The 20,401-nt window shown below is 60.2% G+C and carries 17 protein-coding genes; 9 read left to right on the forward strand and 8 right to left on the reverse strand.

What is annotated here, in order from left to right:
* Positions 1 to 132: 132 nt before the first annotated feature.
* On the reverse strand, positions 133 to 1,071 hold the full coding sequence (locus A7D21_RS30730; RefSeq protein ID WP_053256345.1) for a magnesium transporter CorA family protein: 939 nt from the start codon (positions 1,069 to 1,071) through the stop codon (positions 133 to 135).
* 6 nt (positions 1,072 to 1,077) lie between these two features.
* On the reverse strand, positions 1,078 to 2,664 hold the full coding sequence (locus A7D21_RS30735; protein WP_053256346.1) for a RimK family protein: 1,587 nt from the start codon (positions 2,662 to 2,664) through the stop codon (positions 1,078 to 1,080).
* A gap of 94 nt (positions 2,665 to 2,758) precedes the next feature.
* Here A7D21_RS30735 and A7D21_RS30740 point away from each other — a divergent pair, with 94 nt between their 5' ends.
* Positions 2,759 to 3,859, forward strand: coding sequence for a GNAT family N-acetyltransferase/peptidase C39 family protein (locus tag A7D21_RS30740; RefSeq protein WP_069553497.1), 1,101 nt, complete (start codon positions 2,759 to 2,761; stop codon positions 3,857 to 3,859).
* On the opposite strand, the gene sfnG is transcribed toward A7D21_RS30740, so the two are convergent.
* Positions 3,843 to 4,928 carry a dimethylsulfone monooxygenase SfnG gene (sfnG, locus tag A7D21_RS30745; RefSeq protein ID WP_053256348.1) on the reverse strand — a complete coding sequence of 362 codons (1,086 nt, stop codon included), beginning with the start codon at positions 4,926 to 4,928 and terminating at the stop codon, positions 3,843 to 3,845. The two genes, A7D21_RS30740 and sfnG, sit on opposite strands and share 17 nt — an antisense overlap.
* A 268-nt stretch (positions 4,929 to 5,196) precedes the next feature.
* Here sfnG and A7D21_RS30750 point away from each other — a divergent pair, with 268 nt between their 5' ends.
* Positions 5,197 to 6,435 (forward strand): acyl-CoA dehydrogenase family protein, encoded by a 1,239-nt coding sequence (locus A7D21_RS30750; RefSeq protein ID WP_069553498.1) that lies wholly within the window; start codon positions 5,197 to 5,199, stop codon positions 6,433 to 6,435.
* A 40-nt stretch (positions 6,436 to 6,475) separates the two neighbouring features.
* On the opposite strand, the gene A7D21_RS30755 is transcribed toward A7D21_RS30750, so the two are convergent.
* Both A7D21_RS30755 and A7D21_RS30760 read right to left on the reverse strand, forming a co-directional pair.
* Positions 6,476 to 7,261 (reverse strand): sulfite exporter TauE/SafE family protein, encoded by a 786-nt coding sequence (locus A7D21_RS30755; RefSeq protein ID WP_053256350.1) that lies wholly within the window; start codon positions 7,259 to 7,261, stop codon positions 6,476 to 6,478.
* A gap of 82 nt (positions 7,262 to 7,343) precedes the next feature.
* A complete protein-coding gene (locus A7D21_RS30760) occupies positions 7,344 to 8,123 on the reverse strand; it encodes a class I SAM-dependent methyltransferase (RefSeq protein WP_053256351.1) in 780 nt (259 codons plus the stop codon).
* 137 nt (positions 8,124 to 8,260) lie between these two features.
* Here A7D21_RS30760 and A7D21_RS30765 point away from each other — a divergent pair, with 137 nt between their 5' ends.
* From A7D21_RS30765 to A7D21_RS30775, 3 genes are all read left to right on the forward strand, one after another.
* Positions 8,261 to 8,782 (forward strand): DUF3455 domain-containing protein, encoded by a 522-nt coding sequence (locus A7D21_RS30765; RefSeq protein WP_069553499.1) that lies wholly within the window; start codon positions 8,261 to 8,263, stop codon positions 8,780 to 8,782.
* Between the two features lie 84 nt (positions 8,783 to 8,866).
* Positions 8,867 to 9,397: a sigma-70 family RNA polymerase sigma factor gene (locus A7D21_RS30770; protein WP_069553507.1), complete on the forward strand. Its 531-nt coding sequence runs from the start codon at positions 8,867 to 8,869 to the stop codon at positions 9,395 to 9,397.
* A complete protein-coding gene (locus A7D21_RS30775) occupies positions 9,394 to 10,068 on the forward strand; it encodes an anti-sigma factor domain-containing protein (protein WP_053256354.1) in 675 nt (224 codons plus the stop codon). The genes A7D21_RS30770 and A7D21_RS30775 overlap by 4 nt, the downstream gene beginning before the upstream one ends.
* Here A7D21_RS30775 and A7D21_RS30780 read toward each other — a convergent pair whose 3' ends face one another.
* Positions 10,069 to 11,370 (reverse strand): ATP-binding protein, encoded by a 1,302-nt coding sequence (locus tag A7D21_RS30780; RefSeq protein ID WP_053256355.1) that lies wholly within the window; start codon positions 11,368 to 11,370, stop codon positions 10,069 to 10,071.
* A gap of 3 nt (positions 11,371 to 11,373) precedes the next feature.
* Entirely contained in the window at positions 11,374 to 12,075 is a 702-nt protein-coding gene (locus tag A7D21_RS30785; protein ID WP_053256356.1) for a response regulator transcription factor, read from the reverse strand.
* 171 nt (positions 12,076 to 12,246) lie between these two features.
* Between A7D21_RS30785 and A7D21_RS30790 the strand changes: the two genes are divergently transcribed.
* The 4 genes from A7D21_RS30790 to A7D21_RS30805 all read left to right on the forward strand — a co-directional run bounded on the left by A7D21_RS30790 (position 12,247) and on the right by A7D21_RS30805 (position 17,888).
* Positions 12,247 to 13,401, forward strand: coding sequence for an efflux RND transporter periplasmic adaptor subunit (locus tag A7D21_RS30790; protein WP_069553508.1), 1,155 nt, complete (start codon positions 12,247 to 12,249; stop codon positions 13,399 to 13,401).
* Positions 13,402 to 13,407: 6 nt separating this feature from the next.
* Positions 13,408 to 16,497, forward strand: a complete 3,090-nt coding sequence (locus A7D21_RS30795; protein ID WP_069553500.1) for an efflux RND transporter permease subunit — start codon at positions 13,408 to 13,410, stop codon at positions 16,495 to 16,497.
* 52 nt (positions 16,498 to 16,549) lie between these two features.
* On the forward strand, positions 16,550 to 17,191 hold the full coding sequence (locus A7D21_RS30800) for a DUF1345 domain-containing protein (RefSeq protein ID WP_053256358.1): 642 nt from the start codon (positions 16,550 to 16,552) through the stop codon (positions 17,189 to 17,191).
* 292 nt (positions 17,192 to 17,483) lie between these two features.
* Positions 17,484 to 17,888, forward strand: a complete 405-nt coding sequence (locus tag A7D21_RS30805) for a hypothetical protein (RefSeq protein WP_053256359.1) — start codon at positions 17,484 to 17,486, stop codon at positions 17,886 to 17,888.
* Positions 17,889 to 17,965: 77 nt separating this feature from the next.
* Here the strand turns inward: A7D21_RS30805 and A7D21_RS30810 are convergent, their stop codons facing one another.
* Complete coding sequence (locus tag A7D21_RS30810; RefSeq protein ID WP_069553501.1) at positions 17,966 to 20,221, reverse strand: autotransporter outer membrane beta-barrel domain-containing protein; 2,256 nt, start codon at positions 20,219 to 20,221, stop codon at positions 17,966 to 17,968.
* Positions 20,222 to 20,401 lie beyond the last annotated feature (180 nt).

The raw sequence follows: 20,401 nt of genomic DNA on the forward strand, positions 1-20,401 counted from the left end.
ATAGCCGCCGTTACCGCAGCAACGGATATGTACTCAATCTCCCTAACCCCTCACAGGCTTAAAGCAACACAAAGAGTTGCGTAGATACCTATGGCCATCGCAGGCAAGCCAGCGCCCACACGTGTTCAGTGCTCACACCACATTGGCGCCACCGGCGATGCGTTTGAGCCCCACCACCATCAACCCCGCCCCAACGCCCATCGCCACCATCAGCAGCGGGTACGACACCCACCAGGGCGTACCCGCTGTCATCATGCTGAACTCCGACATACCACCGACGCTGGCAATCAGGTTGAGCGGCAGGAACACCACGTTGATCAACGTCAGCTTGCGCAGCAGGTTGTTCATGCTGTTGTTCATCAGGTTGCCACGCGCGTCGATCAACCCGGAAAACACATTGGAGTAGATCTCCGCCTGCTTGTAGCACTGGTGGTTCTCAATGATCAGGTCATCGATCAGCCCCAGGACCTCGGCGCTGAAATGTTCCTTTTCCCCGTGGTTGCGCAACCGCGACAGCACCGCGCCGTTGCTGTGCAGCGCGTTGATGTAATAGATCAGGCTCTCACTGAGGTTGAACATTTGCATCAGGTGATGGTTGCTCATCGACGCGTTGAACTGTTGTTGCAACTCACGCGCCACCAACTTGATCACCTTGAGGTGGCCCAGGTAGTGATGGATGTTGTTGAGCAACAGATCGAGCAGCACGTCCAGCGGCGTGTGCAGCGGGCGGCGAGCGCCAAGCCCGGACAGCGGGGTTTCATCGGTGGCAATCACCAGCAGGCGGCCCGGCGAAAACAACAGGCCGCAGGACGCCACTTCAAACATCAGGTTGCCACCGCCGGCGTATTTCTCCGGGCGTTTCCAGATCAGGAACAGGTAGTCGGGGTGAAATTCAATACGCGAGACTTCATCCGGGTCGAGCGCCGAGGCCAGGGCGTGTTCGTCGAGTTTGTGGTGGTCGCGCAGCCATTCGCGTTCGGCAACATCCGGGTTGTTGAACAGCATGATCGGCGCGTCGTCCCTGTCGCCTTTGCGCAGCTTGCCGTCGGTCAGTTCAAAACGCTGAATCATGGCGTGTCACCACACCTGGCCCTGGCGTTTCAACTCCAGGCGCCTTACAAACTCTTCCAGCACCAGCGCATACAGGTCGTCTTGCAAGTAGGCATCTTCGATACCGGCATCCATATTGGGGTTGTCGTTGACCTCGATCACCACCACCTTGTCACCGGATTGCTTGAGGTCGACGCCGTAGAGGCCATCGCCGATCAGGTTGGCGGTCTTGACGGCCAGTTCCACCACCGCCTTGGGCGCTTCGTGGACCGCCAGGGTACGGCATTCGCCGTTGATGTCCTGGCCGATGGCCTTGTGGTTGTAGATTTGCCAATGGCCCTTGGACATGAAGTATTGGCAGGCAAAGATCGGCTTGCGGTTAAGGACGCCAATGCGCCAGTCGTACTCGGTGTAGAAAAACTCCTGGGCCAGTAACAACACCGAATGTTCAAACAACTCGGCGGTGGCCTTGAGCAAGGCGGCCTGGCTTTCAACCTTGATCACGCCCCGCGAGAAGCAACCGTCGGGAATCTTCAACACCAGCGGGAAGCCGAGGCGTTCGCCGACCCGCTCGAAATCTTCCGGTCGCTCCTTGTAGAGAATTTCGGTGGCGGGCATGCCCAGTTGATGGCTGTTGAGCAGGTCGGTGAGGTAGACCTTGTTGGTACAGCGCAGGATTGACGCCGGGTCATCCATCACCACCAGGCCTTCGCTTTCGGCTTTCTTGGCAAAACGGTAGGTGTGGTTGTCGACGCTGGTGGTCTCACGGATCAGCAAGGCGTCGTATTCGGCGAGGCGCGAATAGTCCTTGCGCTCGATCAGCTCCACATCAATGCCCAGGCCCTTGCCGACCCGCACGAAATTCTCCAGCGCCCTGGCGTTCGACGGCGGCAATTGTTCCTGGGGATCATGCAGAATGGCCAGGTCATAGCGGGCCAATCGACGTGAGCGCGGCTGGCGCCAGATCTTGCGACTGAAGTTGTCGAGGGCGTGGGCGAACTGGTCTTCCTGGTCGTCGCGTAACTTGTGCAAGACGCCGGATTTCACCCCCTCGATATGCCAGCCGTTATTCTTGCGAAACTCAACTAACAAGATCGGGCATGGAAACGTTTCAAACAACTGACGGGCCAACTCCTGCAGCGGTTCTATATTGGTTCGGCCAAAGTACAGTGTCAGGGTAAAGCCTTCGGTATTGCTGTAGAGGTGATGATTCAAGGCTTTATCGAGGGTTTTATCCAAGTCATCCAGGGACAAGCCATACAGCGACTTCTTGGTCAGTTCGCTGATGGTACGCACCGAGGGAATCACCTTGTGCCCTCGTGCTTCGGCCAGCAACGAGCAGTAATAACCGTGCCCCAGGTACTTGTAGCTGCGGCACAGGTTGATGACCTGCACGCGCTTGCCCGTTTCGCTCTCGCGGGTTTGTTCGAGGTATTCCTGGGCCGTGACGATGTCTTCGCTGGGGAAGTAGGAGGCCCAATCTTCCTTGCGCTCGACAATAATCACGACTTGACTGGAACCTTTAAGAGGTGCGGAAAAATAACCGTTGGAAGTTATTGTCGCCGCGACGGTTTGCTCGGATACTTCACGCCAATGACTGTGTACCGCCGACATAATATTTGATCCGCTTTAGAGAACTCGACCTTTTCTATTAAGCACGATCTTTTAGAGAAGTCCCGTTTCGTTACGCAACTTTTACGGCGGTCATATGGCTCTTTCCTTTCGCGTTGCAACCCCCGCTGATGTGCCCGAATTGGTGGCACTGGAACAGCATTGTTTCACCACTGACCGGCTGTCACCGCGCAGTTTCCAGTGGATGGTCAGCCGCGCCCATGGCCAGTTGCTGGTCGCGGAAAATGACCAGCAATTGCTCGGTTATGCGCTGGTGCTGTTCCATCGCGGCACCTCGCTGGCGCGGCTCTACTCCATCGCGATCGCCGAGCACGCACGGGGCACGGGCCTGGGCAAGCAGTTGCTGACACGCATTGAAGCCTGCGCCGTGGCGCATGATTGCGCTTACCTGCGCCTGGAAGTGCGCACCGACAACCCCGGCGCCCTCGCCCTGTATGAACGCAATGGCTACCGGCGCTTTGCCCTGATCAACGACTATTACGAAGACCACACGGCGGCCATTCGCCTGGAAAAACGCATTCTGCAGCACCAGGTCGCACGTCCGCAGAGCGTGCCGTACTACCAGCAGACCACCGACTTCACCTGCGGCGCCGCCTGCCTGTTGATGGCCATGGGCGCGCTGGTGCCCAATCGCCAGGCACAGCGCCGTGAAGAGCTGCAAATCTGGCGCGAAGCGACCACCGTGTTCATGACCGCAGGCCATGGCGGCTGCAGCCCGCAAGGTTTGGCACTGGCGGCCTGGCGCCGCGGGTTCAAGGTGCGCATGCAGGTGAATGTACGCGGGCCGCTGTTTCTCGACGGCGTGCGCGACCAGCATAAAAAGGGCGTCATGCGCCTGGTCCACGAGGCGTTTGAGGAAGAACTGGCAGGCAGTGATGTCGAGCAGGTGCTCGGTGGCGCGCTGGATTTACCTCAGGTATTGCAGGACGGCGGACAGCCACTGGTGTTGATCAGCAGCTACCGCCTCACCCGCTCCAAATCGCCCCATTGGGTGATGGTCACCGATTGCGACGCAGATTTCGTTTACCTGCACGACCCGGACGTAGACCACAGCCAGCATCGCCAGCCCCTGGACTGCCAGCACCTGCCGGTCAGCCATGGGGAGTTCGAACGAATGTGCCGCTTCGGCAATAACAAATTGCGTGCGGCGGTGGTGCTCTTCAAGCCACTTGCTTGATCCCGGCCTTGGCTTCCAGCGCGCGTACCAGCGGCAACACGCGTTTGCCGAAGTACTCGACTTCCTCCTGGAAATGCAGGAAGCCGGCCAGCACCAGGTCCACGCCCACGGCCTTGAGCGCGACGATGCGCTCGGCAATTTGCTGCGGGGTGCCGATCAGGTTGGTCTTGAAACCGTCGTTGTACTGCACCAGGTCTTCAAAGCTGGACTTGGCCCAGTTGCCCTCACCTTCCGGCGAGGCCTTGCCGGCCTGCTTGGCGGCATCACCAAACGCATTCACCGCTTCGGGGTCGGCCTTGTCGATGATTTCTGCGAGCACCGCGCGGGCTTCTTCCTCGGTGTCGCGGGCGATCACAAAGGCGTTCACACCGACTTTGACCGCATGATTATTCGCCGCGGCCTTGGTGCGAATGTCGTCCACCTGGGCCTTGATGCCTTCCGGCGTGTTGCCGTTGGTGAAGTACCAGTCCGACACGCGCGCGGCCATGTCCCGCGCGGCCCGCGAGCTGCCGCCCTGGAAGACTTCGGGCTGGCCCAATGGCTTGGGTTTGAGGGTGTAGTTGTTGAAGCGGTAGAAATCGCCCTTGAAGGTGAAATCGTCCTGGCTCCAGATGCCTTTCAGCGCGCGGATAAATTCCTCGGAACGGCGATAGCGCTCATCGTGCTCCAGCCACGGCTCACCGATAGCCTGGAATTCGCCCTTGAACCAGCCGCTGACGATATTCACCGCGATACGGCCGTTGGTGAGCTGGTCGATAGTCGCCAGTTGCTTGGCTGCCAGTGCCGGCTGCCACGGGCCGGGCAAGATCGCGGCGATGACCTTGAGCGTGGTGGTGGCCGCCAGCAGCGCATGGCTGAACGCTACGGACTCATGCTGGTTCTCGGCGCCGTAGCCGGCGGTGAAGCGAATTTGCGTCAGGCCGTATTCAAAGCCTGCCGCTTCGGCCAACTGCGCCAGTTTGCGGTTGTAGTCGATGCCCCAATGGGTGCGTTGTTCGATCTTGCTCACCACTAACCCACCGCTGACGTTGGGCACCCAGTAGGCAAATTTCACGGCTTGCTGACTCATCTAGCGGTACCTCGCACAAAGGGATGTACCCAAGGGTTGAGCAGCAAGCGTGCCAGGCCATGGCAAACGCCCTGGCCATGGGCATTGCGGCAAGCAACCCGGCACCGGCTCGCTGGGCAGTTGCTGTCAGGGAGCGCACCGGTTTGTCGAAACACTGTTGCTGGAGCAACAGTGGAAAGCGCTCTTTGCCCCAAAACACGGGCTGAAGAGCCCGGCACGGACTGTGCAATCACCGAACCACTTGATCACTGCCCAGGAGCCGTACCCCATGACCGAGCAACACGTCATCAACCCGCTGTCCATCGGCGTCGATTACCCCACCCTGGCCGCACGTTTTCGGCCGATCTTCCAGCGTATCGCCGACGGCGCAGTGGCGCGTGAGCACAGCCGCACCCTGCCCCATGAGCCGATTCAATGGCTCAAGGAAGCCGGCTTTGGCGCGGTGCGGGTGCCGCTGGAATACGGCGGTGGGGGGGCGTCCCTGCCGCAGTTGTTCGAACTGCTGATTGAACTGGCCGCCGCTGACTCCAACGTGCCCCAGGCCCTGCGCGGCCACTTCGCGTTTGCCGAAGATCGCCTGAATGCGCCACCGAGCGCGGGCCGCGACCTGTGGTTCAAGCGTTTTGTCGATGGCGATATCGTCGGCTGCGCCTGGACGGAAATTGGTAATGTCGCGATCGGCGACGTCGTCACCCAGGTCAGCCCCGACGGTGACACATGGAAACTCAACGGCGAAAAGTTCTACAGCACCGGCAGCATTTTCTCCGACTGGATTGACGTATATGCCCAGCGCAGCGACACCGGTGGCGACGTGATTGCCGCCACCCGCACGCGCCAACCCGGCGTGGTGCAAAGCGATGACTGGGACGGCTTCGGCCAGCGCACCACTGGCAGTGGCACCACACGCTTTACCGACGCCGTCGTCGACGCGGAAAACCTCATCGATTTTGCCACCCGTTTCAAATACCAGACGGCGTTCTACCAGTTAGTGCTGCTGGCGACCCTGGCCGGCATTGGCCGCGCCGCGCTCAACGACGTGGCGCATCAGGTGCGCAATCGCAAACGCATTTACAGCCATGGCAATGCCGCCCACGTCAGCCAGGATGCGCAGATTCAACAGGTCGTCGGTGAGGTGGCCGCCCGCGTGTACGCCGCTGAAGCCTGCGCGCTGAAAGCAGCAGTGCCGGCGCAACAGGCGTACCTGGCGCGATTTGCCGGGGATGACGCCGCAGAGCGGGCAGCGAATGTGGCTGCCGAAATTGAATCGGCGACGGCGCAAGTGGTGGTGTCAACGCTGATCCAGCGTGCCACCAGTGAATTGTTCAACGCACTCGGGGCCTCGGATGTGCGCCAGGGCAAAGCCCTCGACCGTCATTGGCGCAATGCGCGCACCGTGTCATCCCACAACCCGTTGATCTACAAGGCGCGCATCGTGGGTGATTGGGTGATCAACGGCACCGAACCACCGTTTGTCTGGCAGATCGGCAACGGCCCGGCCAAGGCCTGACGCGCAAAAACCGCTGGGAGCAGGCCGAATGGCCTACGCCTTAAAACGCCAGCTTGTAGCCGATGGTCATCAACATGATCGCCAGGCAGGGGCGCAATACGCCGTCCGGGACTTTGCCGGTCATGTGGCTGCCCAGGTAAATCCCCGGCAGCGAGCCCATCAGCAAAAAGCCCAGCAGGTGCCAGTCCATATTGCCCATGCTGGCATGGCCCAGGCCCGCCACCAGGGTCAGTGGCACAGCATGGGCGATCTCGGTGCCGACTAAACGTCGCGTCGCCAGGAACGGGTACAGGATAAACAACGCGACGGTGCCCAGGGCGCCGGCGCCGATGGAGGTCAAGGCAACCATGGTGCCGAGGATTGCCCCGGTGACCACCGTCAGCACGTTCAAGTTACGCGGGCTCATGTGGTAATCATCGCCGGCATGACGCTGGGCGAAGGCCAACAGGCTTTTCTTGAACAGGATCGCCAGCGCGGTCAGCAGCAGCACCACGCCAAGGGCTTGCTTGATCACCGCGTTCATCGCGCTGGGGTCGGTGTGCAGGCTGGCGAGGAACCACAAAGTCAGCAGCACCGCGGGCACACTGCCCAGGGTCAGCCAGCCGGTGATGGTCCAGTCGATGTTCTTGTTCTTGCTGTGTACCAGCACACCACCGGACTTGGTGATAGCGGCGTACAACAGGTCGGTGCCCACGGCGGTGGCCGGGTTAATGCCGAACCACAACAGGATCGGCGTCATCAAAGAGCCCCCGCCGACACCTGTCATGCCGACGATAAAACCAACGATCAGGCCAGCGATTACAAAACCAATATTACCCACATCCATTCCAGCTACCCGCGGCCTTATAAATTACTGGCCGCAGGATAGCGATTTTTCTTATAACCACTTATATCAATATGATCTGACTTTATGCTTTTTCTGTCAGTCGATGGTAGACGTAGGCCTGGGTCTGATACGGGAAGGCAACGGTGTCACGCCCGCGCAACGCCGGGTGGGTGTCGATCAGCCGGCGCAATTGCGCCGTGACCGTAGCCTTTTGTGCGTCAGGGAGCGCCGCGATAAAGCTCACCGACAGGAAGCGGTCCATGATCACCTCCTGTGGGCTGCCGACATGCTGATAGGCAAAACAGGTCATCTGCGCTGCGCAAAAATACTCGCCAGTGAAGGCTTCGCGCCAACGGCCGGTATGAAAGCGCGGCGTGTCGCCTTCATAAGGCGTGATGATTTGAGTAATGGCGGCGACCCAATCCACCGACTCGTCGCGCACATTCCACACCAGCCCCAGGCGCCCATCCGGTTTGAGTACCCGATGGATTTCCGCCAGGGCCGCCTCGCTGGAAAACCAATGGAAGGCTTGTGCGCACACCACCGCATCCGCCACGGCGCTTTCCAGCGGAATGGCCTCGGCAGTGCCATTGACCAGGTGCACATCCGGCAGCAGCTTGCTCAACTGCGCGCCCATTGCCGGCACCGGTTCCACGGCAATCAGCGTGGGCGCCAGGGTGTTGAGGACACGCGTGAACTTGCCGGTGCCGGCGCCCAGGTCGATGACCGTCGACTGCGCGGTGATACCGAGTGTGTCGCTCAGCCAGCCAGTGAGTTGCCGTGGATAGTCCGGTCGACCTTGGGCGTAAGTGACGGCCTGGGTGGAAAACCCTTGCTGCGCAGACGCGTGAATCCCAGTCATTGCCAATCTCTCCTCGGGTATTGCGGGAGCACAGTGTGCGCCCTTCGCGATTTATTTTCTAACCGCTGCATCCAATCGGGCAGGCCATGGGTAGTACCCACAGCAACCCTGCTGTTCTACTCAATGGAGAAGTCCCGATGAACGCTAAAGCATTGCTCTGCCTGACCGGTTTGCTCGTCGCCGCCCCGACTGTCTTTGCCCAGGCCGGTTTGCCCGACAGCATCAAGGTGCCGGATGGCCACAAGGTGGCACTGGAAACCACCGGTGTCGGCGAAATCACCTACGAATGCCGCGACAAAGCCAACGCCGCGGGCCAGACCGAATGGACCTTCGTCGGCCCCAAGGCGGTGCTGAATGACCGCAGCGGCAAGCCAGTAGGCACCTACTTCGGGCCGCCAGCCACCTGGCAAGCCCAGGACGGTTCGAAGGTGACCGGCACCCAATTGGCAGTGGCGCCGTCGGGTGAGGGCAACCTGCCCTATCAGTTGGTCAAGGCCAACCCGGCCGAGGGCAAAGGCGCGATGACGGGGGTGAGTTACATCCAGCGGGTCGCCCTTAAAGGCGGCGTGGCGCCGAGTACCGCGTGCACCACCGCCAACAAGGGCAAGCAGGAAGTGGTGAAATACCAGGCCGACTACATATTCTGGGCCGCAAACTGAGCCTATTCAGCTAGGCTAATGCGCTGGCGCCCCGACCTTAGGGTCGGGGCATTGATCCTGTTCCTGCGGCGGAAACCCCGGTCCTTGCCTGAAGCCACTTTTGACTACGAAGCTTGCCTACTGGCCTGCGCGCGTGGCGATCAACGCGCCCTGCGTCGGTTGTATGAGCAAGACAGCAGCCGTCTGCTCGGCGTAGCTTTGCGCATTGCCCGCGATAAGGCCCTGGCCGAGGACATCGTGCACGACGCATTTATCAAGATCTGGCGTGGCGCTGCCAGCTTCGACCCCACCCGTGGTTCGGCGCGTGGCTGGGTGTTCAGCGTGACCCGGCACCTGGCCTTGAATGCCGTGCGCAACCCTCACCGTGAAGTGGCGTTGAGCGCGGAACATGACGCCGTCGCGGCCGCCGACGACAGCTTTGAATTCAGCACCCGTACCGGGCAGATTCAGCACTGCCTGGAACAGCTCGACCCGGCCCGTCGCCGTTGCATCCTCCACGCTTATGTCGACGGCTATTCCCACAGTGAAATCGCGCAGAAACTGGACACCCCGCTGGGGACCGTCAAAGCCTGGATCAAACGTAGCCTCGCCGCGCTGCGGGAGTGCATGGCATGAGTAACCCACTGGATGAACTGGCCAGCGAATACGTACTGGGCACCCTGCCCGCCGAACAGCGCGCTGAGGTTGAACGACGCCTGCAACACGACGCCCCATTGCGCGCAGCGGTGGACGCCTGGGAACAGCGCCTGCTGCCGCTGACGGCATTGGCCGAACCGGTGCCGCCCTCCGCACAGTTATGGCGGCGCATCGAACGCACGGTCGGGCGCGCCGATAGCCGCGAGCCTTGGTGGAACCTGCTTGCACTCTGGCGCGGCTTGGCCGGCGCAGGGTTGGTCACCACACTGGTACTGGCCGCGCTGCTGCTGACGCGCCCGCCCGGCGCCGACCCGACCTTCGTGGTAGTGCTGGTGGCGCCGCAAAGCCAGGCACCGGGTTGGGTCATCCAGGCCAGCAATACTCAGCAGATCCAGTTGATTCCGTTGGGCGTGATGGAAGTGCCGGCCGACAAGGCCCTGCAATTCTGGACCAAGGGTGATGGCTGGCAAGGCCCCGTGTCGCTGGGCCTGGTCAAACCGGGGCAGACCCTGTCAGTGCCCTTGGACAAACTGCCCCCGCTGACGCCAAACCAGCTGTTCGAGCTGACCCTGGAAGACCCGCGTGGCTCGCCGACCGGCAAGCCGACCGGGCCGATCCAGGCCATCGGCCGCGCCGTCAAGGTGCTCTGATCAGCTGACGCTGGGCAACCACACGCGAAACCGCGCACCGCCCAGCGGCGATGCCAGCGCGGTCAACGTGCCGCCCTGGGCTTCCAGCGCACGCCGGCTGATCGCCAGGCCCAGGCCGAAGCCACCCGTGGCGCGGTCACGGCTGCGGTCCAGGCGGTAGAACGGCTCGAAAATGCGCTCGCGCTGGTCCACGGGAATGCCGATGCCGTCGTCATCCACCCAGATTTCACAGCCATTGGCACACACCTTGACGCCCACCTGGATGCGCTTGTCGCAATACCGCGTGGCGTTGCGCAGCAGGTTCTGCAGGGCGCGGGCGGTGAGGCGTGGGTCGAGGCTGACGCGCTCTTCGGCACAATCGAGCGCTACATCGATAACGATCTCGGGGTTTTCCAACTCGTCATCGACGCTGCCCAGCACGCTGTCGATAAACTCGTCGATCACCACGTCGACCCGCTCCGGCAACTGTGCCGGATTTTGCAGGCGGCTGTAGGAGAGCAATTCCAGCACCAGTTCGTCCAGCTCACGGATGTGCGCCACAAGGCTTTGCAGACGCTCGCGGCTGGCCTGAGGCAAGTCTTCCGAGAGGGCCAGGGCCAGGCCGAAATCCAGGCGAGTCAGCGGCGTACGCAGTTCGTGAGAGACGGCATTGAGCAAGTCGCGCTGCTGGTTGAGCAGGCTCTCGATATCGTCGGCCATGGTGTCGAATACCGAGGCCAGGCTGCCGATGTTGGAGCTGGCCGGAATGTGCGTACGCTCGGTCAGATTGCCCCTGCCCAGTTGGACGGCGGTGGTCTTCAGGCGCTCCAGGTCGCGCCAATGCGGGCGCAACCAGAACAGCAGGCACGCCAGCAGCGCAGCACCGATCAATACGTTCATCGACCAGTACAGCAGGTTCATGTCCAGCGGGTCAGGCGGGATGGTCAGCTTGACCACAAACTGGTCGTTCACCGGTGAACTGATTTGCTCCATCCAGCCCCACTCGCCCAGGCGGATCACTGGTTGGCCTTGCTCCAGCAGGTGTTCTTCTTCAGGGGTGTAGCTCGCGTCCTGACGCAGCAGCAGTTGCACCTTCAGCGGCGCAAAGTCACGGCCCAATTGCGCGGTAACCTCTGACCAGTGTTCCACCGGCACGCGCAGATATTGTTCGACGATCAGCTTTTGCTGGCCGCGACTCTGCTCGACGTTGTAGTTCATGTAGCGATGTTCGAACACCTTGATGACCAGTTTGGGAATCAGGTAGATCGCCGCACTGTAGGTGACGATAGTAATCAGGTAGAGGCGTAGCAGTGCACGAACCATCGATCAGCATTCCCACTCGGAACGGCTGAACAAGTAACCCTTGCCCCACACGGTCTTGATTTTGCGCGCTTCGCCGGCATGGTCGTCGAACTTGCGGCGCAACTTGGAAATGGCCACGTCCACAGAGCGGTCGGTGCCGTTGAATTCGATACCGCGCAGGCGTTGCAAAATCTGGTCGCGGCTGAGCACCTCGCCGGCATGCCGGGCCAACACCACCAGCAGGTTGTATTCACCGCTGGACAGCTCCACCGCCTGCTCGCGCCAGGTCACCGTGCGTTCGGACAGGTCGATACACAGGTTGCCCATGATGATCTGGTCGTTGGCAACCTGGGGGTCGGACAGGCTGCTGCGGCGCAACAAGGTGCGCACTCGCGCCAACAGTACGCGCGGCTCGCAGGGCTTGGTGACATAGTCGTCGGCGCCCATTTCCAGGCCCAGCACCTGATCGTGGCTGTCGTCGCGCGCGGTGAGCATCAGGATCGGCAAACCCGCCGAGTCGGCGCGCAGCAAGCGGCACACCTGCAGGCCGTCAAGGCCTGGCAGCATCAGGTCGAGAATCACCAGGTCCGGCGGGTTGAGGCGCGCGCGCTCACGCACGTGATCGCCACGGCTGAGTACGCTGACGTGGTAGCCATTGCGTTCCAGATAGCTGGCAATCAGCTCGGAGAGCGCGGCGTCGTCTTCCACCAGAAGGATGTTGGGCATGGTGCTTCCAAATAATACGGTTTGTTGGTGTGCTGCAGGATTGTGCAAGGATATACGCCCCCGGCGTTCAGCGCGCCGCACCTTACATTTCTTCACAGACGGGCTACAGAGCTTCACAGCACCGCGGCGCAGGTGTCTTTAGGATGCGCCAGTCAATATTGGGATATGAGCATGTCGAAGAATCTGTTTGCGCCGTTTTGCCTGCTGGCCTTGACGCTGGCACTGAGTGCTTGTGGCAAGTCGGCCGACGAAGCGCCGGAAATGCCCCTGGCCAAAGTCCGCGTCGAAACCCTGCAGGCCAAACCCCTCTCCATTACCAACGAACTCAGCGGGCGTATCGCTGCACCGCGCATTGCCGAAGTGCGTGCCCGGGTCGCTGGGGTGGTCATGCAGCGCGTGTTCAAGGAAGGCCACGACGTAAAACAGGGCGATGTGCTGTTTCGCATTGACCCGGCCCCGTTCAAGGCCGACCTGGACAGCGCTCAGGCCAACCTGGAAAAGGCCCAGGCCAATGCGTTCCAGGCGCGTTTGCAAGAACAGCGCTACAGCCAGTTGGTAGAAGGCAATGCCATCAGCGGCCAGGACTACGACAACGCCCGCGCCGCCGTGCGCCAGACCAACGCCGAGGTCGCCGCCAACAAAGCCGCCGTCGAGCGTGCCAAGCTGAACCTGGGCTACGCCACCGTCACGGCGCCGATCTCCGGCCGCATCGGCCGCGCGCTGGTGACCGAGGGTGCACTGGTGGGCCAGAACGAAGCCACGCCACTGGCGATCATCCAGCAACTGGACCCGATTCACGCCGACTTGACCCAGTCGACCCGCGAGCTGAATGACCTGCGCCGCGCCTTCCGTGCCGGCAGCCTGAAGCAGGTCGGCCAGGACCAGGCCAAGGCCACGCTGATCGAGGATGACGGCAGCCTGTACCCGCTGCCGGGCAAATTGCTGTTTGCCGAGATCAGCGTTGACCCGGGCACCGGGCAGATCATCCTGCGCAGCGAGTTCCCCAACCCGGACCTCGACCTGCTGCCCGGCAGTTTTGTGCGTGTGCGCCTGGAACAAGCGGTTGATAGGCAAGGCATCAGCGTGCCGCAACGCGCCATTACGCGCGACAGCGCCGGCATCCCGATGGTGTTGCTGTTGGACGCCGAGCAAACCGTCAGCCAACAGCCGGTGGAGCTGGGCGCGGTCATCGCGGATCGCTGGATCGTCAGCAGCGGCCTCAAGCCCGGTGACCGCATCATCGTCGAAGGCCTGCAACACGCGCGCCCCGGTGAAAAAGTCGAAGTGGACGACAGCCCGGCCCCTGGCCAGCTCGTAAAGGAATAACCCGCCATGCCGCAGTTCTTTATTGACCGCCCGATTTTCGCCTGGGTGGTCGCCTTGTTTATCCTGCTGGCCGGCGCGCTGGCCATCCCGCAATTGCCGGTGGCGCAGTACCCCAACGTGGCGCCGCCAAAGGTGGAAATCTACGCGGTGTACCCGGGCGCTTCGGCCCAGACCCTGGATGAAAGCGTGGTCAGCCTGATTGAGCAGGAGCTCAACGGCGCCGATCACCTGCTGTATTTCGAATCCCAGAGCAGCCTGGGCTCGGCCACGATCACCGCCACCTTCCAGCCGGGCACAAACCCGGAAATGGCCCAGGTGGATGTGCAAAACCGCCTTAAAGCGGTGGAGCCGCGCTTGCCGCAAGCGGTGACCCAGCAAGGCTTGCAGGTGGAAAAGGTGTCTGCCGGCTTCCTGCTGCTGGTCACCCTGACGTCCAACGACGGCAAGCTCGATGACGTTGCGCTCAGCGATTACCTGGCACGCAACGTCATGAACGAGCTCAAGCGCCTGGACGGTGTCGGCAAGGCCCAGCTGTATGGCGCCGAGCGCGCCATGCGGATCTGGATCGATCCGCAGAAGCTGATCGGCTTCAACCTCACCCCGGCCGACGTGAACGCTGCAATCAGCGCGCAGAACGCCCAGGTCTCGGCGGGCAGCATCGGTGATTTGCCGGGGACCAAGACCCAGGAAATCACCGCCGCCATCCTGGTCAAGGGCCAACTGTCGACGCCGGCAGAATTCGCCGACATCGTGCTCAAAGCCAATCCCGACGGCTCCACCGTGCGTATCGGCGATGTGGCGCGGGTGGAAATCGGCAGCCAGGAATACCAGTTCTCTACGCGTCTGAACGGCAAGCCATCCACCGCCGTCAGTGTGCAACTGTCGCCGGGCGCCAACGCGCTGAACACCGCAACCCTGGTGCGGGCGAAGATGGACGAACTGTCGCGCTACTTCCCGGCCAACGTGGAGTACAAGATCCCGTACGACACCTCGCCCTTCGTCAAGGTTTCGATTACCAAAGTGGTCTACACCTTGCTGGAGGCCATGGCGCTGGTGTTTGCGGTGATGTATCTGTTCCTGCAGAACGTGCGCTACACCTTGATCCCGACGCTGGTGGTGCCCATTGCGCTGATGGGCACCTTCGCCACCATGTTGCTGCTGGGTTTCTCGATCAACGTGCTGACCATGTTCGGCATGGTGCTGGCGATCGGTATCCTGGTGGACGATGCGATTGTGGTGGTGGAGAACGTCGAGCGCATTATGGCCACCGAGGGTTTGTCGCCCAAAGAGGCCACGCGCAAGGCCATGGGCCAGATTACCGGGGCCATCGTCGGTATCACCCTGGTGTTGGTCGCGGTGTTTCTGCCGATGGCGTTCATGCCGGGTTCGGTCGGGGTGATCTACCAGCAGTTCTCGCTGTCGATGGCGACGTCGATTCTGTTCTCGGCGTTCCTCGCCCTGACCTTGACCCCCGCGTTGTGCGCAACCCTGCTCAAGCCGATTGCCAAGGGCGAGCACCATGCCAAAGGGGGGTTCTTCGGCGGCTTCAACCGGCGCTTTGAACAGCTCACCGACCGCTACGAAGGTTGGGTGGCCTATGCCCTCAAGCGCAGCGGCCGGTACCTGCTGATCTATCTGGTGTTGCTGGTGGGCCTGGGGGTGATGTTCAGCCGCCTGCCCTCCTCGTTCCTGCCGGTGGAGGACCAGGGTTACACCATTACCGATATCCAGTTGCCGCCGGGTGCGAGCAAGAACCGCACCGTGCAGGTGGCCGAGCAGATCGAGGCACATAACGCCGAGGAACCTGGGGTGGGCGATACCACCATGATCATGGGCTTCAGTTTCTCCGGCTCCGGGCAGAACGCAGCGCTGGCGTTTACCACGCTCAAGGACTGGTCGGAACGCAGCGGTGTTGATTCGGCCTCGGCGATTGCCGACCGTGCCAACGCCGCTTTCGGCGAGCTTAAAGATGCGATTGCCTATGCAATTCTGCCACCGCCCGTGGACGGCCTCGGCACCTCCAGCGGTTTCGAGTTCCGCTTGCAGGACCGTGGCGGTGTCGGCCATGCGGCGTTGATGCAAGCACGTACCGAGTTGCTGGCGGCCGCTGCGAAAAGCCCGATCCTGGCCAACGTGCGCGAAAGCGCCCTGGCTGAAGCACCACAAGTGCAGTTGCAAGTGGACCGCAAGCAGGCCAACGCCCTTGGCGTCTCCTTCGCGGACGTGGGTAATGTGCTGTCTTCGGCCATCGGCTCGGCCTATGTCAACGACTTCCCCAACCAGGGCCGCATGCAGCGGGTGGTGGTGCAGGCCGAAGGCGACCAGCGCAGCCAGGTGGCGGACTTGATGAAGATCAACGTGCGCAACAAGGACGGCAAGATGGTGCCGTTGTCAGCGTTCGTCGAAGCCAAGTGGACCCAAGGCCCTGCGCAGTTGACGCGTTACAACGGCTACCCGGCCATTGCCATCAGCGGTGAAGCAGCACCGGGGCACAGCACCGGTGAGGCGATGGAAGAAATTCAGCGCCTGGTCAGCCAACTGCCGGCGGGCCTGGGTCAGGAATGGACCGGTTTGTCGTTGCAGGAACGCTTGTCCGGTTCCCAGGCGCCCTTGCTGCTGGGCCTGTCGCTGTTGATCGTGTTCCTGTGCCTGGCCGCACTGTATGAAAGCTGGTCGATTCCAACCTCGGTCTTGTTGGTGGTGCCGCTGGGTGTGCTCGGCGCCGTATTGGCGGTGACCTTGCGCGGCATGCCTAACGATGTGTTCTTCAAAGTGGGCCTGATCACCATCATCGGCTTGTCGGCGAAGAACGCGATCCTGATCATCGAGTTCGCCAAGGACTTGTATGAGCAGGGCGAAGACCTGATCGACGCCACCTTGAAAGCTGCGCGCCTGCGTTTACGGCCGATCATCATGACATCACTCGCGTTTATCCTCGGCGTGGTGCCACTGGCCATTGCCACCGGTGCCAGCTCGGCCAGCCAGCAGGCGATCGGCACGGGCGTGATAGGCGGGATGATCACCGCAACCCTGGCGGTGGTGTTTGTGCCGGTGTTCTTTGTGGTGGTGATGAAGCTGGTGCGCAGGCGTTCATAACCGGTTTGAAAATGCGCTATGGTGCTCACAACCTCCCCTGTTGTGAGCACCTATGGCCTTCCTCGCCCGCACCCACCCTCGCCTCTCCGCCGCCGCCGTCCTGGGCCTTGCCGTGGGCATCCTGGCACCCGCTGACACGATCATCAGCAAAATCCTCATTGGCTGGAATGCCGGCGTCTGGACCTACCTGATACTGATGCTGTGGCTGACCAGCCGCTCGCGGGCCGACGACGTCAAACGCTTCGCCGAGATCGAGGATGAAAACGCAGGGTTGGTGCTGTTTATGGTGTGCATCGCGGCGATTGCCAGCCTGGCGACCATCACGCTGAACCTGGTGGGCAGCAAAGACCTGGACAGCACCGCGCGCCTGCTGCATTACGGGTTTACCGGGATGACGGTGATCGGTTCATGGTTGCTGACCGGGGTGATTTTCAGCGTGCATTACGCGCGCCTCTTTTACACGTGGGAAGGTGACGAGCCGGCGCTGCGCTTTGCCGAAGGTTTGCGCAACCCCAACTATTGGGACTTCCTGTACTTCTCGTTCACCATTGGCGTGGCGGTGCAGACGGCGGATGTAGGCGTGGCCACACGGGGTATGCGCAAGGTGGTGCTGGGACAGTCTTTGATCGGTTTTCTGTTCAATACGGCGATTCTGGGCTTCTCGATCAATATTGCAGCAGGCCTGTTTAGCTGAGCCCTGAACACCGATGCTTTAAAAAGGCTATTAAAAAATATTTTTTAGACTGTCAACTTCGACAGTAGACACCTCCCGAAAAAGGCCTTTAACAACGTCAGTCATTCAAACTAGAGTGTGCGATTGTGCGCAGATGCCCTTTTCATCAGGGCCACAACTAGCAGTCAAATAAACTTTTGTAAACTGTGACTTCTGACAGTTACCTAACTCTTCTTTTTGCGGCTTTATAGGAGTAGACAGAAGCAATCGCGCTTCTGGCTTTCGTATAATCATCATGAACGGAGAGGCGATTATGTCAGTAACAAACAGCTTATCGACGAATGCCCAGAAGGCGCAGTTCATAGGTACCATTGGCGAACACCCATTTGAAACTACGACCGCTCAAGTCGAGCAAACAGATAATTCCATCGCATTTACCACGACGCATCGAGACGACGGGGATGGTTCCGAGGAACTCTATATCAGATTCTCTAAAGCAATCACCCCTGACGAGGTGCGGCAGTTGACGGGCTCCAGAACTGACCAGGTGTGGGTTCAACTCAAACGAAGCGAAAACCCCCGAGCATATCCCTATGTCGAAGGCAGCCTGACTCTGAACAAAATCAGTGATCACCCTTTCGCCGTCATTGGCTCCGTGTATGCAGTCACTCAAGATCCAGAACTTAAACTGGACGTTAAGTTTGAAGTAACCGTTTGAACCAGCCGGCTCCGCAGAAAACAAAAAAAGCCCTGATCTTGCAATCAGGGCTTTTTTATCAGCGTTTCTCTTTCTATTTAGAAAGCATAGCGTACGCCAACGTTAACAGCGGCTTTTTGCTTGATTTTGTCACTGGTGCTGGTCTCCAGGTCGACATGCGCCTGCAGGTCCTGGGTAAACGACACCGCCACACCGGCACCGTACTTGGTGCGCGAGCCCGACAAATCATTGTTGAAGGTCTGGTTGTTGACCGTGACCTTATTGTTGTTGGCAAACTCGTGGACCATTGCCGCACGCAGGTAAGGCTTGATCAGCGTGCCATCATCGAGTTGGAACTCATGACCCACGGTCGCGCCGGCCTCGGCAGTCCTTGAGCGGGTGCGCTCACCGTCCACTTGCAAACCGTTTTTCAGGCTGTACGTACCACCTTGGACCACAATGGTCGACAGTCGGCCGTAAGGTTCAATAAAGGAACTCTCACCAAGCTTGATATGACGGCCGAGTTCAGCCGATACACCACCGCCTACGTTGTTGTAGCCACCCTTGGTAGACGTGTTGTCACTGAGGGTTGCCTTGGCCTGGTTCTGGAACCGGTTGGCTTTGGCCACGGCATCAAAATAGAAACCGCTTTCTTCGTCCATCCAGGTGGCATAGGTACCCAGGAAGTAGCTCTTGACGGTACCGGCAGCGCCGCGCGCCGGGTTTACGTCAGAGTTACTGTGGCCGCCAAATACACCCACCTTCCATTGGCTGTCGCCCAGCGGCGTGTCAGCACCGATGGAGAAACCTTTCAGGTTCTGCGAGTAGCCGGTGCCCGAACTCTGGGACACATCATATTTACTGCCAAAACCACGGATCCAGAGGCCGGTGCTGTGCGGGGAGTAGCGCAACTCACCCATACGTTGGCGCAATGAGCCCTCTTCGGCGGTCATGATGGTCACCGGGGTGTTGAACAATGCCGTCACCACGCGTGCACTGCGACTGATCACACGGGTTTGCGTGTCCAGAAACCAGTCATTGCCTTCCTGTTTCAGGTTATAGGCATAGGCACCCATGTCGACCGGGCCGCCCTCCAGGGAGAACGCCGCGTCACCGCCGCCGGTGTGCACAACCTGGGTTTTGACCAGTTCGCTGCCGCTGGCTGCGAGTGCCAGGCTGTGGTTGCCTGTGGCTTCGCCGGTCACATTGATAAAGTCGGTTTTGCCTTGGTCGAAATCGGTGCCCATGACAAAGGTGCCGTTACCCGAAAGCGTTTGAAGGTTCAGCTGGTAAAACTCATTCGTCGCGCCCATGGTCACCGTACCACCGGCCATGTTCAGCGCACCCACCTGGCTGTCACCGGTCATGTTCCAGTTGGACGTGTTGCCTACACTCAAACTGGAGACATTCTGCAACTGGCCAGTCAACTCGGCGTTGTTCTGCAGGCTCAGATTGACAGTGCTGCCGGCGTCCGCAACGACGCTACCGGTCAAGCGGCTGTTATCCACATTCATCGTCGCCGAGCCGCCGCCCGTGACGCTCAACAGCTTACCGTCGCCCCCCCTCAACTGGGAATTATTCAGTACATCGATGGTGACTGTCGGCGTTCTACCGGCCGCGCCCCGCACCAAAATGGCTGAGCCGCTGACGCCTTCTACACTGGATTGGTCCAATACCAGCTTGCCCTCAGTGGTATCGCCGCGCCCCCGGGTAAACACCACGCCATTGGCGCCACCGCTGATTGTACTTTGGCTGGCCGTCGCCGCACCGCCCTGCAGGCTCAGACCGATGGAATTCGCCCCGGTACCTTGCACCACTGTATTATTTTTGAAGTGCAATTGGCTGCCGCTGGTGGCTTGCGCGCCGCCCAACAGGCCACTGATATTACTTGAAGTAATCTCGGCGGAAGAGCCACCACTCACGCCCACAATGCCAAGGGCTTGCAAGCCTACGCCCTGAGTGTTGGTGATCGTGCTGTTACTGACAGTCGCCTTACTGTTTTCCAGGCGCACCGCACCGCCCGTGGCGTTACTGGAAGAAACACGGGCTGATTCGATATTTACCGTGGAGCCTGAAACAGCGCGGATATCATTGACCGAACTGCCTGTATTAACATTCAAAGTGGAGTTCGAAAGGTCAATGGTTGTCGCCGATGCACGGTTCATATTCAAGGTAGACTGACTGGACAGTTGCCAGCTGGTCACGGCTGAAGTGGCGTCAATGGTTTGTTGTTGACCAATTAACTGAACAGCCTGCGCTTGCCCCTGAACCGCAACATACAGGCAGAAGGTAAGGGTTGGAACTTTCATCATCGCACTCAATGGTTTGAGTTCGAACGTATTCAGTGCCGACATGGGCAATCACTCTCTGATAGCGTGTTGGAAAACGGTTCGGCTTGCTTCCGAAGAATGTGACCTCACCTGTGAGGCACACAGAGTACGGAGCCGCCTATCCAAACTCTGTAGGACTTATCCCTGTTTAAACACAAAAAACACCCATAACGCTGTAATCAATTAAACAAAATAATGATTGCG

Source organism: Pseudomonas sp. AP19 (assembly GCF_001728855.1).
Classification (GTDB): domain Bacteria; phylum Pseudomonadota; class Gammaproteobacteria; order Pseudomonadales; family Pseudomonadaceae; genus Aquipseudomonas; species Aquipseudomonas fluorescens.

Excerpts from the sequence above, each read along its gene's own strand:
- A7D21_RS30730 (WP_053256345.1), bottom strand. The coding sequence starts at position 1,071 with ATGATTCAGCGTTTTGAACTGACCGACGGCAAGCTGCGCAAAGGCGAC.
- A7D21_RS30735 (WP_053256346.1), bottom strand. The coding sequence starts at position 2,664 with ATGTCGGCGGTACACAGTCATTGGCGTGAAGTATCCGAGCAAACCGTC.
- A7D21_RS30740 (WP_069553497.1), top strand. The coding sequence starts at position 2,759 with ATGGCTCTTTCCTTTCGCGTTGCAACCCCCGCTGATGTGCCCGAATTG.
- sfnG (WP_053256348.1), bottom strand. The coding sequence starts at position 4,928 with ATGAGTCAGCAAGCCGTGAAATTTGCCTACTGGGTGCCCAACGTCAGC.
- A7D21_RS30750 (WP_069553498.1), top strand. The coding sequence starts at position 5,197 with ATGACCGAGCAACACGTCATCAACCCGCTGTCCATCGGCGTCGATTAC.
- A7D21_RS30755 (WP_053256350.1), bottom strand. The coding sequence starts at position 7,261 with ATGGATGTGGGTAATATTGGTTTTGTAATCGCTGGCCTGATCGTTGGT.
- A7D21_RS30760 (WP_053256351.1), bottom strand. The coding sequence starts at position 8,123 with ATGACTGGGATTCACGCGTCTGCGCAGCAAGGGTTTTCCACCCAGGCC.
- A7D21_RS30765 (WP_069553499.1), top strand. The coding sequence starts at position 8,261 with ATGAACGCTAAAGCATTGCTCTGCCTGACCGGTTTGCTCGTCGCCGCC.
- A7D21_RS30775 (WP_053256354.1), top strand. The coding sequence starts at position 9,394 with ATGAGTAACCCACTGGATGAACTGGCCAGCGAATACGTACTGGGCACC.
- A7D21_RS30780 (WP_053256355.1), bottom strand. The coding sequence starts at position 11,370 with ATGGTTCGTGCACTGCTACGCCTCTACCTGATTACTATCGTCACCTAC.
- A7D21_RS30785 (WP_053256356.1), bottom strand. The coding sequence starts at position 12,075 with ATGCCCAACATCCTTCTGGTGGAAGACGACGCCGCGCTCTCCGAGCTG.
- A7D21_RS30790 (WP_069553508.1), top strand. The coding sequence starts at position 12,247 with ATGTCGAAGAATCTGTTTGCGCCGTTTTGCCTGCTGGCCTTGACGCTG.
- A7D21_RS30795 (WP_069553500.1), top strand. The coding sequence starts at position 13,408 with ATGCCGCAGTTCTTTATTGACCGCCCGATTTTCGCCTGGGTGGTCGCC.
- A7D21_RS30800 (WP_053256358.1), top strand. The coding sequence starts at position 16,550 with ATGGCCTTCCTCGCCCGCACCCACCCTCGCCTCTCCGCCGCCGCCGTC.
- A7D21_RS30805 (WP_053256359.1), top strand. The coding sequence starts at position 17,484 with ATGTCAGTAACAAACAGCTTATCGACGAATGCCCAGAAGGCGCAGTTC.
- A7D21_RS30810 (WP_069553501.1), bottom strand. The coding sequence starts at position 20,221 with ATGTCGGCACTGAATACGTTCGAACTCAAACCATTGAGTGCGATGATG.